The 16,944-nt window shown below is 63.0% G+C and carries 13 protein-coding genes and 1 pseudogene; 2 read left to right on the top strand and 12 right to left on the bottom strand.

Annotated elements, in window-relative coordinates:
- Positions 1-47 precede the first annotated feature (47 nt).
- Positions 48-2,636 carry an ATP-dependent chaperone ClpB gene (gene clpB / locus KHO41_RS04110; RefSeq protein ID WP_244873702.1) on the bottom strand — a complete coding sequence of 863 codons (2,589 nt, stop codon included), beginning with the start codon at positions 2,634-2,636 and terminating at the stop codon, positions 48-50.
- 759 nt (positions 2,637-3,395) lie between these two features.
- Positions 3,396-3,666: pseudogene (locus KHO41_RS41145) on the bottom strand (IS6 family transposase); the annotation flags it as partial.
- A 545-nt stretch (positions 3,667-4,211) separates the two neighbouring features.
- On the opposite strand from KHO41_RS41145, the gene KHO41_RS04105 reads away from it, so the two are divergent.
- Positions 4,212-5,225 (top strand): hypothetical protein, encoded by a 1,014-nt coding sequence (locus tag KHO41_RS04105; RefSeq protein ID WP_211952031.1) that lies wholly within the window; start codon positions 4,212-4,214, stop codon positions 5,223-5,225.
- Complete coding sequence (locus KHO41_RS04100; RefSeq protein ID WP_211952030.1) at positions 5,215-6,156, top strand: hypothetical protein; 942 nt, start codon at positions 5,215-5,217, stop codon at positions 6,154-6,156. The genes KHO41_RS04105 and KHO41_RS04100 overlap by 11 nt, the downstream gene beginning before the upstream one ends.
- 292 nt (positions 6,157-6,448) lie before the next feature.
- On the opposite strand, the gene KHO41_RS04090 is transcribed toward KHO41_RS04100, so the two are convergent.
- The 10 genes from KHO41_RS04090 to moaE form a co-directional block, all read right to left on the bottom strand.
- The gene (locus KHO41_RS04090; protein WP_211952028.1) at positions 6,449-8,575 is read right to left on the bottom strand and encodes a D-(-)-3-hydroxybutyrate oligomer hydrolase; all 2,127 of its coding nucleotides are present in this window, start codon (positions 8,573-8,575) and stop codon (positions 6,449-6,451) included.
- An 87-nt stretch (positions 8,576-8,662) separates the two neighbouring features.
- Complete coding sequence (locus tag KHO41_RS04085) at positions 8,663-10,213, bottom strand: acyl-CoA synthetase (protein ID WP_211952027.1); 1,551 nt, start codon at positions 10,211-10,213, stop codon at positions 8,663-8,665.
- A 25-nt stretch (positions 10,214-10,238) separates the two neighbouring features.
- Positions 10,239-11,315: a branched-chain amino acid ABC transporter permease gene (locus KHO41_RS04080; RefSeq protein ID WP_211952026.1), complete on the bottom strand. Its 1,077-nt coding sequence runs from the start codon at positions 11,313-11,315 to the stop codon at positions 10,239-10,241.
- A 13-nt stretch (positions 11,316-11,328) separates the two neighbouring features.
- Positions 11,329-12,354: a branched-chain amino acid ABC transporter permease gene (locus KHO41_RS04075; protein WP_211952025.1), complete on the bottom strand. Its 1,026-nt coding sequence runs from the start codon at positions 12,352-12,354 to the stop codon at positions 11,329-11,331.
- Positions 12,355-12,433: 79 nt separating this feature from the next.
- On the bottom strand, positions 12,434-13,183 hold the full coding sequence (locus KHO41_RS04070) for an ABC transporter ATP-binding protein (RefSeq protein WP_211952024.1): 750 nt from the start codon (positions 13,181-13,183) through the stop codon (positions 12,434-12,436).
- On the bottom strand, positions 13,176-13,943 hold the full coding sequence (locus KHO41_RS04065; protein ID WP_211952139.1) for an ABC transporter ATP-binding protein: 768 nt from the start codon (positions 13,941-13,943) through the stop codon (positions 13,176-13,178). The genes KHO41_RS04070 and KHO41_RS04065 overlap by 8 nt, the downstream gene beginning before the upstream one ends.
- 32 nt (positions 13,944-13,975) lie before the next feature.
- Positions 13,976-15,163 carry a substrate-binding domain-containing protein gene (locus KHO41_RS04060; RefSeq protein ID WP_211952023.1) on the bottom strand — a complete coding sequence of 396 codons (1,188 nt, stop codon included), beginning with the start codon at positions 15,161-15,163 and terminating at the stop codon, positions 13,976-13,978.
- Between the two features lie 48 nt (positions 15,164-15,211).
- Positions 15,212-15,847, bottom strand: coding sequence for a TetR/AcrR family transcriptional regulator (locus KHO41_RS04055; protein WP_211952022.1), 636 nt, complete (start codon positions 15,845-15,847; stop codon positions 15,212-15,214).
- Between the two features lie 216 nt (positions 15,848-16,063).
- Positions 16,064-16,444: a fluoride efflux transporter CrcB gene (gene crcB / locus KHO41_RS04050; RefSeq protein ID WP_211952021.1), complete on the bottom strand. Its 381-nt coding sequence runs from the start codon at positions 16,442-16,444 to the stop codon at positions 16,064-16,066.
- Complete coding sequence (moaE, locus tag KHO41_RS04045) at positions 16,444-16,944, bottom strand: molybdopterin synthase catalytic subunit MoaE (RefSeq protein WP_211952020.1); 501 nt, start codon at positions 16,942-16,944, stop codon at positions 16,444-16,446. Before moaE ends, crcB begins: the two co-directional genes overlap by 1 nt.

The following is a 16,944-nucleotide window of genomic DNA, read 5'->3' as shown; positions in this document are numbered from 1 at the left end:
GCGGGTTTTGGGCAAGCACATGACGGCATTGCTGTCAAGCTTCGCGCTTACTGGGCAACTCCACCGATCACAAACGTCCCATCGGCATAGTCCACCGGCACCACATCCTTGGCGGCGAACTTGCCTTCCAGAATGGCGCGGGCGACCGGGTTCTCGATCTGCTGCTGGATCGCCCGCTTGAGCGGACGCGCCCCGAACACCGGGTCGTAACCCGCGCTCGCGATCTTCTCCAGCGCCAGTTCGCTGACCTCCAGCGTCATGTCCATACGGGCCAGGCGACCCTGCAGGCGTTGCAGCTGGATGCGCGCGATCGACTCGATGTTCTTCTGGTCGAGCGCGTGGAACACCACGACTTCGTCGATCCGGTTCAGGAACTCCGGCCGGAAATGCGTGCGCACCTCCTGCCATACCGCGCCCTTCACCGCTTCCTGCGGCTCGCCCACCATCGACTGGATGATCTGCGAACCGAGGTTGGACGTCATCACGATCACGGTGTTCTTGAAGTCCACCGTACGTCCCTGGCCATCGGTCAGGCGGCCATCGTCCAGCACCTGCAGCAGCACGTTGAAGACGTCCGGGTGAGCCTTTTCGACTTCGTCGAGCAGCACCACGCTGTACGGCTTGCGGCGCACGGCTTCGGTCAGGTAACCGCCCTCTTCATAGCCGACATATCCCGGCGGCGCGCCGATCAGGCGGCTTACGCTGTGCTTCTCCATGAACTCGCTCATGTCGATGCGGATCAGGTGCTCTTCCGAATCGAACAGGAACTCGGCCAGGGCCTTGCACAGTTCGGTCTTGCCGACACCGGTCGGTCCCAGGAACAGGAACGAACCATAAGGCTTGTTCTCGTCCGCCAGGCCCGCACGCGAACGGCGGATGGCATCGGACACCAGCCGCACGGCCTCGTCCTGCCCCACCACGCGGTTGTGCAGGCGGTCTTCCATCTTGAGCAGCTTCTCGCGCTCGCCCTGCATCATCTTCGACACCGGGATGCCCGTCGCGCGGCTCACCACTTCGGCGATTTCCTCGGCGCCCACTTGCGTGCGCAGCAGCTTGTTGGGCTGCTTCTGCTCACTCGCTTCGGCGTCGGTCGCGGCCTTGAGCTTGCCTTCCAGGCCCGGCAGCTTGCCGTACTGCAGTTCCGCCACCTTGTCGAGCTTGCCTTCACGCTGCAGCTTGGCGATTTCGAGCTTGATCTTCTCGATCTCTTCCTTCAGCGCAGCCGTACCCTGCGCGGCGCCCTTCTCGGCCTTCCAGATCTCGTCGAGGTCCGCATACTCCTTCTCCAGGCGCGTGATTTCCTGCTCGATCAGGTCCAGGCGCTTGAGCGACGCTTCGTCGGTCTCTTTCTTGACCGCCTCGCGTTCGATCTTGAGCTGGATGGTGCGACGCTCGAGCTTGTCCATCGATTCCGGCTTGGAGTCGATTTCCATCTTGATGCGCGCGCCGGCCTCGTCGATCAGGTCGATGGCCTTGTCGGGCAGGAAGCGGTCGGTGATATAGCGATGCGACAGCTCCGCCGCGGCGACGATGGCCGGGTCGGTGATTTCTACGCCATGGTGCAGCTCATACTTTTCCTGCAAGCCGCGCAGGATGGCGATGGTCGCCTCCACGCTCGGCTCGTCGACCAGCACCTTCTGGAAGCGGCGCTCGAGCGCGGCGTCCTTCTCGATGTACTTGCGGTACTCGTCCAGCGTGGTCGCGCCGATGCAATGCAGCTCGCCGCGCGCCAGCGCCGGCTTGAGCATATTGCCCGCATCGATCGCGCCTTCGGCCTTGCCGGCGCCGACCATGGTGTGGATCTCGTCGATAAAGACGATGGTCTGGCCTTCGTCCTTGGCCACATCGTTCAGCACGGCCTTCAGGCGTTCCTCGAACTCGCCGCGGTACTTGGCGCCAGCCAGCAGGCCGGCCATGTCGAGCACGAGCACGCGCTTGTTCTTCAGGCTTTCGGGCACTTCGCCGTTGACGATGCGCTGCGCGAGGCCTTCGACGATCGCGGTCTTGCCCACGCCTGGCTCGCCGATCAGCACCGGGTTGTTCTTGGTGCGGCGCTGCAGGATCTGGATCGCGCGGCGGATTTCGTCGTCACGGCCGATCACCGGATCGAGCTTGCCCATGCGAGCACGCTCGGTGAGGTCGATGGTGTACTTCTTGAGTGCCTCGCGCTGCGTTTCGGCGTCGGCACTGTTCACGGCATCGCCGCCGCGCACAGCCTGGATGGCCGCTTCCAGCGGCTTGCGGCTGAGCCCGTTCTCGCGCGCAATGCGGCCGGCCTCGCCCTTGTCTTCCGACACGGCAAGCAGGAACAGCTCGCTGGCGATGAACTGGTCGCCGCGCTTGATGGATTCTTTCTCGGCAGCGTTGAGCAGGTTGACCAGATCGCGGCCCACCTGGACCTCGCTGGTGCCCTGGACTTGCGGCAAGCGCTTGATGGCCGCGTCCAGCGCGGTCTGCAAGCCGTTCACGTTGACGCCGGCGCGCTGCAGCAGCGCCTTGGCGGCGCCGTCGTTCTGCGCAATCAGCGCACGCAGCAGGTGCTGCGGTTCGATGTATTGGTTGTCATTGGCCAGTGCCAGGCTTTGCGCATCAGCCAGCGCTTCCTGGAACCGGGTAGTCAGTTTGTCAAGACGCATAGGATTCCCTCTCTCTGTGAGTGTCCTGTTGCTAGGGAGCTCGCCTGGCCGGACACTGGATGTCTTTCCGAAAGATAAGGCTTTGACTTGACATTTCAAGACCGCGACGTCGCTATCTTGATAGCGGTCTCGAGTGCAGGATGCGATACACGAAGTCGCACGCAAACGAGCGCGCGCTAGCCGTCGTGTGCCTGTGCTTTGCGCTCGAGGTTCCGCACCATCCATCACGAGCGCCTCTCCCTCCACTACGACATGCCCCCCCCGCAGGCGGCGGATACGCACCTGGGCCCCGAGCGGCTCGCCAGGCCGCACCGCGGAGCAGAGCCACAGGGATCGCTTCATCCATCCGGTACCGCGCCCCGGCAACTGCGTGCCTAGCAAGTCCGAAAACATGCGGGCCAGCAAAGGCAACGGTACCGGTGCGCCATCAAAGCCACGCGACCGTGCGAAGCGCGCATCGGCATGAAAGGGGTTCTGATCCCCCGTCAGCGCGATGTATTCGGCGATGTCGGCCGCCTCGAACGTCCGCTGCGCCGATGCCGCCTGCCCCTGCCGCAAGTGGTAAAGCGTACTGTCACCGGCCACCTCCGGCGCGCCATCGTCGGACGCACCCAGCGCCGCCAGTGCCTGCACCGCGGCCTGCGGCAACAGCGGCACTGTCAACCTGGTAGAGCGCGACAAGGTCGAAGCGAACAGGGTCGTCCCACTCAGAAGACGGAGGACGGAGGACGGATTTTGGGTGACTTCCGTGAACTCGCGCTAAGCCGTGAATCGTGCAGCGAACTGTTCGCCGCAGAGCGAGGCATGCAGCGAATGTCGCTTGATCGATCGCGAAGTGCTGACGAACTGGGCCGAAGCTTGACAGGAACGCTTGCGTACGGCTGGCCTCGCGAAGTCCCCGCGTTCGGCGCTCGCGTTCCCAGGTAGGCTGGTGGTTGTTCCCGGCCCGGTTGTTCAGGCGGGCGCTGCCCTTGACGAATACGTGTTTGACCTTGGCCAGCCCCGGGATGTCATCTTTCGCGGCCGGATAGCGTAGTCAGCAGATCGGTAACGCTGCAGAGCTGCTGTTGGCGGGGCCGTCGAAGAGCGATCGGCGCGACGAGGCGCAACCAAACGCTTCTTTCGTGGCACGGGACAGGAACTCAGCACGCGCTGGAAGCGCACTGCGCACGCGGGGCGCGCCGTGCTGCGGCGGTAAGCGCTGGTAACGCCTTCCAATTCGAATCTGGAAAGTATTTTCCAAGTCGGGTAAGGACGCCTCCGTAACGGCGCGTCCTTACCCGCCGAACAAGCACTCTAAAGATTCCTGAACGTGTAACGACATCAGAATCAGATTTTCCCTATGGACATGCGGAGAACATGCCACTAGCGTGCTTCGGCATCACATAGGGATGTAAGGGATCACGCCTGATCTGCGCCACCCATTGGCGCTAGCGGGCCTGCTGTTCCAATGAGTTGAGAAGAATCTACTATGACAGAAAGGAAATTGGTTTGCGGCCATATTCGTTACATCAATTATTTGAAGTTGACTGACCTTTCATCATACGGAATGGCGGAATATTCTGCCTTTCCGACGTGGAATCCCGCTTCCATTTATACAAAAATAATCTGGAAAAAATAGTGAGTCCACTTAATCGTACTGCCTTAATTCTCTCTTTCTTTGGTGTAATTATCAATTTCCCATCAGCCATCGCCCAGTCTAATATGACGGCGCAACAAGAAAATCAGCAGCTATTTTTTGATACAATAATCACCATCAACGAGGAAGCCAGGAAGCACACAACCCGCGGAACGGACGTTTCATCTCCGGCCGTATGTGCACAGGCCCGTCCGCTCTGGCAGCAGGCTTATGATCTGCTTGAAAAATCCGGACTATCTGGCGATATATTCAATAAGATGCTTTCCTCGACCGGCTTGCGTCTGGGACGTTGCCTTATCACGGATCATGAGGAAGCAGAGGCTGTCAGAATTCTGGAGCGGTCAATCGTCGGTACGCGATCCGATGCTCGGATCCATCTTCTTCTAGCCGAACTCTATGCCGAAGGTAGAGGTGTGAAGAAAGATCCCGTCCGCGCACTTGGGCACTTTATGCTCGGTGATGACGGAAAATTCGACGAATACAGAGGTTCTGAGTTTTCCGAGAATATAGATCTTTCACGTATACGCCGCTGCATGGCGGAGCTACTTGTTGAGAATCGCGATAGTGCTGACAAGTATGACGATGTGGTATCTCCATGGATGCAAAAATTGCTTGAGCAGGGTGAGGCAAAAAACTGGCTTCGCGCTGTTCAATTGATGACACCAAATGGGAACTACTATCGAAGTGATCTGTTGAGAATTCAACTGCGTGCTCTTAACGATGGCTACACATCTGATAACGAAGACAAGATTGCATTGCAGACAATGCGGCTCAACATTGGCAACACTTTCTTAGGTTTCGACTCACCTAAGCTCGCCGCCGCTTTGTATTTTCTACAAACATCCAGCTTGAAGGAAGCGCGCGATTCTCTTGCCAAGGTTGGAGAAATGCTTCCATATAGACTTTTAATGCCGACTGGAAAAACGTGGAGTGCCGTAGATGCTCAATAGTGCGCTGTTGCTTGTTGTCTTCATTTGTATGATCGCCTTTTCTCCGATGGCGACGGCGGAATCCTGTCACTCGCACGACCTATCCAGCGTAGGGGACTGCAAGAGGAGTCGTAGGGCCGTCCGCGAACAACTGCGAGGAATCGAGCCGCAGCAAGTGTCTCCGCCCGCCGGAATGGATACGTCCCTGCTAGCGACGCAACTAAGTGGAACGCTTTCCGTTGGCGAGGTTTTTCCCATAACCGATAGCCCCTATAGCGACTGGTTGCTCTTGGCTTATCCGTCATCAGTCAATCCCGTCAACCTTGCCCCCACTCCTCGGAAGGCAGATCAGCAACCTACTCTCGTTGCCGCTATTCGTTGGAGTCAGCCCGCACCGTCAGACTCGCAGGCGAAACCAACGGCAACTGTACTTGCGCTCACGAAAAATGCCTTGATTCCCGAGCAGGCCGTTGGCGATCCAGGCGGAGAACAAGAGGCCATATCTTCACTGGGAGGCCTTTACTGTGTTGTTCCTAAAAACAAGACTGAAGGTTCGGACCCAGGGCGTTACTCCGAATACAGCAAACTTCGCTGGATGCAGCTTTCGCCAAAACGTCGCGTCCTCGTCGCCACGATTTCGAGAAGCGAGGGCTATGCGGGTGGAGGTGGCTCCTTTGAGGCAGAACTTCTCGTCGACGCTGCTACTGATGGTTCCTTGCGTCCGATCGCCTGTTACGCAACCAAAAATTTTCAGATGGTAGCCGGTGAGTGGAACCAGGATGGCACTCGCAACCATGCCGAATATCAGGCAGGTTGGAAACTTGTTATTGACCGCAATTCTCACGCGGAATGGCCCAGACTGCGTTTGCTCCCCACGACCCGTCAAACATCGGGGGCGACATTGGTGTGGAGCCCGCAAAGACATCAGTATGTTGAGTACGTTGGTCACTAGTCAGGATCACGTGATCATGTGCAACTCGCCTCAGTCGGAGCGACGGTGAATCGACGGCCGACGATCGAAGAAATGCACTCAGAAGACGTAGGACGGTGGACAGCCGACGGATTTGGATGACTTCCGTGAATTTGCGCCAAGAGCGGAAACATCAGCGTCCGGGCCACCGTGGCGCCGAAGTGCGTCGTCCGCGCGAAGTCCGGATCACGGTGGATCGGACTGTCGTCGCGCGACAACGCCGCAAAGCGGTCGAAGTCGCGCTGCGTCAGGACATGGCCAGCGGTTTCGCCTGTCAATCCGGAACCTGTACGGTGCCCGAATTCGCCGCGATCTGGTCGCCCAGGGCCGGTGTTGCCGAGATCGCCGGCACGTTGGCTGGCAACAGCGTCGGCGCAGTCGTGGTGTTGGTGGCGCCACCACGCGGAATAGTGCGCACCACCTGCGACGGCGGCAGCACCTTGCCTGCGGTCAGGTTGTCATAGACGGCATCGAGCGCGCGGATCAGGTATAGGTGCAGCGGCACGTAGCGGTTGCTGTAGCCCGACACCGCGCCGATGAACGCGTCGAAGTGCTGCGCGTTCTCGACCTCGATATACGACAGCTTGCTGGTAGCGCCCTCCTGCCGCTGGTTGAGGCCCAGATATGGCCGTGACGTGTGATTGACCGGCAGCAGCCCATCACTGCGGCCATGCACGATCAGCGCGGGCTTGCCGCGCAGATTGCCCGAACGCAGCGTCTGCGCCACACCCGTCTGCAAGGCCACCGCCTGCGTATCGGTGCCAGTCAGCAAATTGCGCAGGCATTTGGCACCATCGAAATTCACATCGGCCCGGTTATTCGAAGCCGATACCGACTGGCCATTCAGAAACGGTCCATGCTGCAGGTCGCGATCATTGATCAGCTGCACCGTGCTTGTCGGCGGCACGCCGTTCCCGGTCGAAAACATCGATGCCAGCACGGCAGGCGCGATGGCCGCCGGCTTGAAATCAGCGAGCGTGGTCGCGAAGCTGTAGCCGCACAGGCGATCGGTCACGCTCGCGCGGGCATACGAATTCGCATAGGTGACGGAGATCGAGGCCGCCGTGTCGAACAGCGACAACGAAGGATGCAATGCATCCGATTCCAGCTCCCAGCCGGCAGCATGGAGCAGCGCCAGCGCGCTGGCCGCCTGGTCCGCAGTTGTTGTCCCAGTGACGACATTGTTGTCCGCCAATGTCTGGCAACGGCTGGCATAGAACGCATTGGTCGCGAACGACGGCGTGTTGACCAGAGAGATATCCTGCGATGCGCACAGCTGCAGCAGGTTCGCCGTAGTGATGTAGTCATACAGCACGCGTCCCGACGCGCTCACGACCGTGTTGCCGCGCTTGACGACCACTCCCGCATTGGCCGGCAGGCTCAGGTTGGGTTCGCCCACGGCCACGCCATCGATCAGGCCATCGGTATCCTGCTCGGCCGCGGCAACCGCCGCGCCGCCGCCATTGGACACGCTCGACGCGATCACGACGATCTTGCTCTTGGCCAGCGTCCGCTGGCGCACGCCGTTGGAGGCGACTGTGCCGAAGCGGTCATTGATGGCCCAGATGCCGAATTCGATCGCCTGCAGCGTGAACTTGCCCCAGTCCTTTTCGGGGTTTCGCTGGGAATGCGCGTGCTTGAAAGCCAGGCGATGCGGCGCCTGCGCCGTGAAATCCGCAAGCGGCAGGATGCCCGGCTTTGCGGCGAACTGGGCGTTGGTGCCGGCTGCGCTGCGCGTCGTGCGCGTGCCATCGATCAGCGGCACGGTGTCGGTATCGAGATCGTGCGGCGCGGCGCCGGTGCCCTTGTCGGTATAGGCCACCGCGCAGCCGCGCTTGAGTCCCCACTCGCCCACGGCAATGGCGCCATACACGCCACGCGAGCCGGACGACGTCGCGGTGATCATGCACGGCTTGCTCTGGTTGAACGTGTTCGGGATCTGCACCAGCATGGTCACGTTTTCCTGCCCGCTGCCGTCGTCGGAGAAGGCCAGGTACTCCACGCCGGCGATCTTGCCCTGCCCGGTGGTGACATTGCCCTGCGCATCCACATTGGGGCCGTAGAGCGAGCCAAAACCGCCGCCCGTCGTGGTGTCAACAATGGCGCGGTAGTTGGTGTAGATCGCATAGCGGCGCAGCTCGGCCGCGGTCGGGCTGTTCGGGCTCGCGGGGACGGGCGCCGTGGCGCTCGCCAGCCCGTCCTTGCCGAGCCCGGCCGTCAGCAGGTCATCGGTCGCGCCATCGTAGGCCTGGATCGTCACCGTGCCGATGTTGGCAGGCTTGATGTTCGGGTTGGTGTTGCCATCGTTGTTGCTGTCGCCGCCTCCGCAAGCGACGGCCAGCAGTGCAACCGCTGCCGCGAAAGCTGCCTTGCCAAGGCGACGAAAATTGTCGTGGTGCATGGGACCCCTCCTGGTGTGCTGAGGTTTGCTGACGTTCCGCTCCTGCCGGGAAGACTTCCGAACTGCAAACTGCCAGGTCCCACGCCGCTATCCGTGACCCGAAAAACGCTTGCGTAGCTTGTGCTTTTCCACCTTGCCGGACGGCGTGCGCGGCAAGGCGTCGATAAACCGCACATGGTGAGGCACCTTGTAGCCCGCCAGGCTGGCCCGGCAATGCGCGATCACGGCATCGGCGTCCAGCGCGGCACCGGGCCGCAACACCACGAGTGCCATGCCGACCTCGCCCCACTGCGGGTCCGGCGTGCCGATCACCGCGGCTTCCGCAACGCCGGCGAGCTGGAACAGGACGTTCTCGACCTCGGCCGGATACACATTCTCGCCGCCGGAAATGAACATGTCCTTGGCGCGGTCAACGATGTAATAGTCACCTTCATCGTCCATCCAGGCAATGTCGCCCGAATAGAGCCAGCCGTCGCGAATCGCCTCGGCAGTGGCTTGCGGCAGGTTCCAGTAACCCGGCGTCACGCCCGGCCCTTTGATCAGCAGTTCGCCGCGCTCGCCGGGGGCCACATCCGCCCCCGAAGCATCGACAATGCGCGTCAGCATGGAACCCACCGGCTTGCCGATGGTGCCGATCTTGCGCCGCGCGGTCGCCTCGTCGCAGACAAAAACCGTGGGGCCGGTCTCGGTCATGCCGAAACCAAAGCAGATGGTCACGCCCTTGACCAAGTAGGCCTGCAGCAGCGGCTGCGCGACGGTGGAGCCGCCCGCGCTCATATTGCGTACGGCCGAGAAATCGGCCTGACCGAAGTCCGCGTGCTGGCTCAGGAACAGGTAGACGGCCGGCACCGCGAAGAACATCGTGATGCCTTCGCCCGAACGGCGATCGAGTTTGCTGAGCACGACCTGCGCGTCGAACTGCCGCATGATGTGCACCGTGCCGCCGGCATGCAGCACCGGATTGGCATAGAGGTTCAGGCCGCCGGTATGGAAGAACGGCAGCACGTTCAGGAACACGTCGTCACGCGTGATCTTGTTGGCGAGCATGGCGTTGACGGCATTGAAGAACACCATGCCATAGGTCTGGATTACGCCCTTGGGCTGGCCAGTCGTGCCCGAGGTGTAGAGCAGGTGCCAGACCTCGTGCTCGTCGCGCGGCGGCATCTCGACAACGCGGCCCGATGCAGCGGCCAGCACGGCTTCGTACTCGGTCCAGCCTGCCGGCACGTCGGCGGCCTCGTCATCGGCAAGATGCAGCACCGCGCGCATCGGCATGGCGCGGCTCAGTTCGGCGGCCACGCGCAGGAACCCGTCGCCAGCCACCAGCACCTGCGGCGAGCAATCCTGCAGGATCGGCAGCAATTCTGCCGCGGGCAGCCGCCAGTTCAGGCACACCATCACCATGCCGGCCTTGGCACAGCCGTAGAGCATCTCGAAATAGTCCGAGCCGTTGTGCGCGAGCACCGCCACGCGCGAGCCGGCAGGCAGGCCGAGCGTCTGCGTCAGATACTCCGCAAACCGGCTCGCGCGCTCGTCGAACTGGCGGTACGTCACGCGCCGGCCGCTCTCTACGTCGACGAGCGCGACCTTGTCCGGGTAATGCTGGGCATTCTTGTGCAGCCAGTCGATCACATACATGGCATACGGTCTCCGTGCGGCGGGTTCAGGAGGCGGCGTCCCGCGCCGAACCGGCGCCGCGCAGCCGTCCTACCACGCCCTGCGGAAAATAATAGACGCTCAGGATAAACAGCAACCCCAGCCACAGCAGCCAGCGGTCCGGGTGCAACAGCCCGGCAAGCAAGGGCACGGACACCGTGGCATCGCTCGCGAGCTTCATCACGTCCTGCAGGTAGGTCTGCGCCAGCAGGAACAGCGTCGTGCCGATGACCGCGCCATAGAGCGTGCCCATGCCGCCGATCACGACAATCAGCAGGATATCGACCATGATCTCGAACGACAGCGAGGTATCGGGCCCGTTATAGCGCAGCCAGACCGCCATCAACACGCCGGCCATGGTCGCGAATATGGCAGACAGTACCGTGGAGACCGTGCGGTAGACCACGGTCCGGTAGCCGATCGCCTCGGCGCGGAAGTCGTTCTCGCGGATGGCCTGCAGTACCCGGCCGAACGGCGAATTGACGATGCGCAGCAACAGCAGGAACAGCAGCACGGCGCCGGCAAAGACCAGGTAGTAGCTCAGCAGCTTGCCGTTGAGCGGCACGCCGAACCATTCGGCGTCGCCAAGCGAGAAGCCGGGGCGCAAGGCCTCCGGCACCTTGAAGGTCAGGCCGTCCTCGCCGCCGGTCCATTCGGACAGCTGCGAAATCAGCGTGGCAAACGCCGTGGCCACGGCCAGCGTGATCATGGCAAAGAAGATGGCCCGCACGCGCAGCGAGAACAGGCCGATCAGGAACGCCAGCACGGCCGACACCGCCAGCGCCGCCACCGTTCCCGCCAGCAGCGCGCCCCACCCCGGCTCCATGCGCGACATGGCAATCGCCACGCCGTAGCCGCCGATGCCGAAGAACATGGTGTGGGCAAACGACACGATGCCGGTATAGCCAAGCAGCAGGTCATAGCTGCCCACCAGCACCACGAAGATACAGATCTTGGCCGCCATGTTGAGCGCGCGGGCGCCCGGAAACACGAACGGCGCACAGGCCAGGGCCAGCACGATCAGGACCAGCATCGCGCCCAGCAAGCGGCTGCGCGGCAGGTCGCCCGAAAGCAGTCGGATCATGTCGCGTCCCCTCTCAGCGCCTGGCGACCGCAAACAGCCCTTGCGGCCGCCACAGCAGGATCAGCATCATCAGCAGGATGTTCGAGAACAGAGCCACCTTGGGGAACAGGAAGCCCGTGTAGTTGGCCATCAGCCCAACCAGCACCGCGCCGACAAAGCAACCGGTGGTGGAGCCCAGCCCGCCAATGATGATGACGATGAAGATCAGCACATTGACCTGCGCGCCGATCGCCGCCGTGATGTTCTGCTGGTACAGGCCCCACAGCACGCCGCCCATGCCAGCCAACGCCGCCCCGGCCACGAACACGCCGATGAACAGGCGCCGCACGCGATAGCCGAGCGCCTCCACCATCTCGCGGTTCTCCACGCCGGCCCGGATCAACAGGCCGATGCGCGTGCGGTTGAGCAGCAGCAACATGGCGATGAAGACCACCAGCCCGAGCACCATGGCCACCAGCCGGTACTTCTCGATCGCGGCATCGCCGAGCAGCACCGCGCCGCGGAACGCCGCGGGCACTTCGAGCGCGATGGTTTCCGGTCCCCAGATGGCCTTGATCAACTGCTCGGCGACGATCATGCCGCCCATGGTGATCAGGATCTGCTTCAGGTGCTGGCCGTAGACCGGGCGCACCACCACGCGCTCGAAGAACAGCCCCACCGCGCCGGCCGCCGCCATGGCGGCGAGCACCGCCAGCGCGAACACCGCGAGGTTCAGCGCGAGGCTGTCGGCCTGCACCCAGCCCGACAGCGGCAACAGCACCGATGCCGCCACATAGGCGCCCAGCGCAATGAAGGCGCCATGGCCGAAATTGAGCACGTCCATCAGGCCGAACACGAGCGTCAGGCCCGACGAGACCACGAAGATGATCATTCCCATGGCCAGCCCGGCAATGGTCAGCGTCAGCCATGTCGAACCGCTGCCCACGAGCGGGAATGCCAGCAGCATCAACAGCGGCGCCAGGGCCAGTGGCGTCCAGTCAAGCCGGACTTTCGGCAGCGATGCCGCGACGGCCGAGGGCAAGGTGGTTGAAGTTGTCATGTATCTCGTCCTGCTGATCGTGTACTCGCCTCCCGCGCGTGCGGGAGAGGCCAGCAAACCTTCGGAACTGCGTGCGTCCTTACTGGTGCGCCGCCAGCGACAACCCCAGCAGGCGCTGCTGTAGCGCTTCGTCCTGCGCCAGCGCGGCCATCGTGCCGGTGTGCACGATGCGCCCGTCATCCATCACGGCCACGGTATCGCCCACCGACTTCGCCATATGGAAATTCTGTTCGACCAGCAGGATCGACACCTCGGTCTGCTTCAGCTCACGGAACACGGCGATCATGTTCTGGATGATGGCCGGCGCCAGTCCCTTGGTCGGTTCATCAACAATCAGCAGTTTGCGCGGTTCGATGATGGCGCGTGCCACCGACAGCATCTGCTTCTGGCCGCCCGACAGGACCCCGGCGCGCTGGTGCCAGAACGTCTTCAGCGCGGGGAACATGCGGAACACCCAGTCCAACCGCCGCTCGTCGATGGCGCCGCTGCGCGCGGCCAGCCGCATGTTCTCGGCCACTGTCAGGTCGGAAAACACGCCCATGTTTTCGGGCACGTAGGCAATGCCGGCCTGCGCGATGGCCGGCGTGCCGTGTTCGGTGATGTCGCCGCCGTCGAACGCCACTGTGCCCGCGCTGGCCCGCCACAGGCCCATGATCGTGCGCAGCGTCGTGGTCTTGCCCGCGCCGTTGCGCCCCAGCAGCATGGTCACCCCGCCGCGCGGCACGTCGAAGCTCACGCCGTGCAGGATGTGGTACGGGCCGATATGGGTCTGCACATCGCGCAGACGCAGGATCGGGCCTGCGCCGGCGTGTTCACGTTGTTCACGCATGGCTTGCCTCCATGCCGGTTTCCACCACGCCCAGGTATGCCTGCTGCACGATCGGCGACGCAATGACTTCCGCCGGGTCGCCGTCCGCCATCAGCGTGCCGTTGTGCAGCACGATGATGCGGTCGGCAAGCGATCGCACCACATCCATCTTGTGTTCGACGAGCAGCACGGTCTTGCTGCGGTCCTGCCGGATCTCCCGAATCAGGTCCAGGATCACCGGCACCTCGTCCACGCTCATGCCGGCCGTGGGCTCGTCGAACATGAAAATGCGCGGCTGCAGCGCCAGCAAGATGCCAACCTCGAGCTTGCGCTGGTCGCCATGCGGCAACGCGGCCACCGGCAGGTGGCGCTTGTCGGCCAGCGCCACGCGTTCCAGGCAAGCCTCCGCCTGCGCGCGCACGCCGCGGTGGCTGGTCCACATCGACAGCAGGTCGATGCCGCGCTGCTGGCGTGCCTGCACCGCCAGGCGCACGTTTTCCAGCACCGGCAGGTTCGGGAACAGGCTGGTCAGCTGGAACGCGCGCCCGATGCCGCGACGCGCCTTGTGCGAGACCGGCAGGCGCGTCACGTCTTCCCCGTCCAGCAGGATCTGGCCCGCCGTGGCAGGCAGTTGTCCCGAGATCAGGTTGAAGTACGTCGTCTTGCCCGCGCCGTTGGGACCGACGATGCACGTCAGCTCGCCGGGCCGGAACGCGCACGACACCGCATTGACGGCCACATGGCCGCCAAAGCGGATGGTCAGATCGCGCGTTTCCAGCATTGGCGGCTGTGCCGCTGTGGCTGTCGCGTCCATCAGCGCTGGTTGCGGATCGGCACGTTCATCTCTTCGGGCTTGATCTCGCGGACCAGCTCGGGCACGCCCCAGGCGAACGCCGGGTCCACCTTGATCTTGAAGTGGTACATCGACTGCATCGCCTGGTGGTCTTCCTTGCGGAAGAACATGCGGCCCTTGGGCGTTTCGAACGCCATGCCCTCCATCGCCGAGATCAGCTTTTCGGTATTGGTGTCGCCGCCCGTCTTCTTCAGCGCTTCCACCAGCGCGATGCCGGCCGACATGCCACCGGCCGTGAAGAAATCAGGCGGCGACTTGAACTTGCTGTAGTGGTTCGACACCAGCCATTCGTTGGCCTTGTTCTTCGGAATGCCGAAGTAGTAGTAAGTCGCGCCTTCCATGCCCGGGAAATTCTTGTAGCTGGTCATGGCCGGCAGGATGTTGCCGCCCGAGGCGATCTCGATGCCGTAGCGCTTCGGGTCGAGGTCCGCGATCTTGAACGGGTTGCCCGCACCGGCCCAGATGATGAAGATCACCTTGCGGCCGGGCTTGTCCTTGAGCGAATCGAACAGCCGCTGCGCACCGGCGGTGAAGTCGGTGGTGCTGGTCGGCAGGTATTCCTCATGGACGATCTTCGCGTTCTTCAGCGCGACCTTGAACGCCTTCACGCCGTCGCGGCCGAAGGCGTAGTCCTGCGCCAGCGTGGCGATTTGCACGCCCGGCTTGTCCAGCGCCACCGCGTTGGAGATGGCGTCCTGCGACGAGTTGCGGCCCGTGCGGAAAATGTAGCGGTTCCACTTGTCGCCGGTAATGGAATCGGCCACGGCGGGCTCGACCAGCAGGACCTTCTTGTACTCTTCCGCGACCGGCAACATGGCCAGCGCGGTGCCCGATGACGTCGGCCCCAGCGCGATGTCGGCGCGGTCATCGCTGTAGGCAGCCGCAAGCTGGGCCTTGGCCACGTCGGGCTTGCCCTGGGTGTCCTTCTCGATCACCACAAGCTTGTTGCCATTGACGGTCATGGTGCCGTTCGTCGCGTACTCCAGGCCCATCATCAGCCCCGTCTGGGTCTGCTTGGCATAGGCTTCCAGCGCGCCGGTCTTGTCGTAGACGTGGGCAATGCGGATGTCCCTGGCAAGCACGCCCGCACTGGCGAGCAGGCTGGCGGCCAGCGCCAGGGCATGTACGGCGATCGTTCTGCGTTGCATGTTGTCTCCTCTTATTTTTCGCTTCGGTATCTCGGCCGCCGCCAGCCATCACCGCGCTTGCAGCCCGTGCGTGATCATGTCGAACGCAGCATCGACCACCTTCTCCATCGATGCCGGCCGTTTCCACAGCGCATAGCGCATGCCCAGGAAATTGCTGATGCCGATCAGGCACCAGGCGCGCACCTCGGCATCGCCGGGGCGCACCTCGCCCTGCTCCGCCGCACGGCTCAGGCGCCGGCTGTAGAGATCGGCAAAGACCTGGAAGTAGCTGCTGTAGATGGTCTCGTCCACCGAATACGAATCGAGCACGATCCGGTAGAGGTTCTTGTGTCGGGAAACGAAGGACAGGAACGCCCTCAGGCCGAGCCGTTCCGCCTCGATCTGGCTGGTGGCCGGCGCCACGTGCTTGCGCAGGTGGGTGCGCAGCAGTTCGAGCATGTGCTGGACCAGCGCGCGGAAAACGTCTTCCTTGTCCTTGAAGTACAGGTAGAAGGTGCCCATGGCCACCTTGGCTTCCTGCGTGATCTCGGAAATCGATGCAACGTAGTAGCCCTTCTCGCCGAACACCTTCTCGGCGGCACGCAGCAGGGCAGCGCGTGTCTTCTGCCCGCGCGCGGTCTTGGGCGGGCAGATGCTGGATTCAGTCCTGGCGGATTCAGTCCTGCCGGAGTCGGTCTGGGACATCGTGTCTCCACTGTGGCGCTCGGGCGCCCTCTGTGTGTGCAACCTGTGTCCCGCGCCCTGCCCGCCGTCCTGCCTCCTCTGCCCGGAGCGGCCCTGCGAAACATGATGACTGATTCATGTTTCATCGTATGAGGCCTTGACCGCCGATGTCAATTCATGGCTTTCCCGTATCACGCGGTGCAAACGGCCCAGCCGGCGCGGCTGCCGCTGCAGCGCTCAGGCCAGCAGGCGGTAGGTCCAGAGGCCCAGCGCGGCGAACAGCAGAGAGCCGCCCAGATGGCTGAGCAGATGCAGCAAGGCCCAGCCGTAGTCGCCTGACATCAGGTTGGCCAGCGCTTCGCTGGAAAAGGTGGAGAACGTGGTCAGGCCGCCGAGGAAGCCCGTAATGGCCAGCAGCCGCCATTCCGGGGGCAGCCCGGGATGGCTATCGAAGAAGCCGACAGCCAGCCCGATCAGGTATCCGCCGAGCAGGTTCGCGGCCAGCGTGCCGTATGGCAAGGCCGGATTCAGGCTGTTCCACATGACCGAGAACGCCCAGCGCAGCCACGCGCCGAGAGCGGCGCCGATGCCGACCGCGACGAACCCGAGCGGCCCCATCAGGCCTCGCCGTCGCTACCGGCTTCGGGACCGCTGGCGTTGAAGGACGGGATCCCCCAGCGCTTCAGGGCGGCCTCGTCAGTGACGCGGGCATCGACCCAGCGCGCGCCTTCCGGTGTCTCTTCCTTCTTCCAGAACGGCGCTTCGGACTTGAGGTAGTCCATGATGAATTCGCACGCAGCGAATGCATTGCCGCGATGCGCGGAGGCGACCGCCACCATCACGATCTGGTCCAGCGGCAGCAGCGGTCCGACGCGGTGGATGATCGTCACGCCCAGCAGCTCCCAGCGCGCACAGGCAGCGGCTTCGATCTGGGCGAGCGCCTTCTCGGTCATGCCGGGATAGTGCTCGAGCTCCATCGCGCTGACGGCGCTGCCCTCGCTGATATCGCGTACCGTGCCGATGAAGCTTGCCACCGCGCCCACGGCCGGACGGCTGCTCCGTAGCGCCGCGACTTCGGCGCCGAGGTCGAAATCCTCGCGCTGTACCCTGACGCTCAT

The sequence above is a fragment of the Cupriavidus numazuensis genome (assembly GCF_905397435.1).
GTDB lineage: Bacteria > Pseudomonadota > Gammaproteobacteria > Burkholderiales > Burkholderiaceae > Cupriavidus > Cupriavidus numazuensis.
This window is presented reverse-complemented; position numbering and strand designations above follow the sequence as displayed.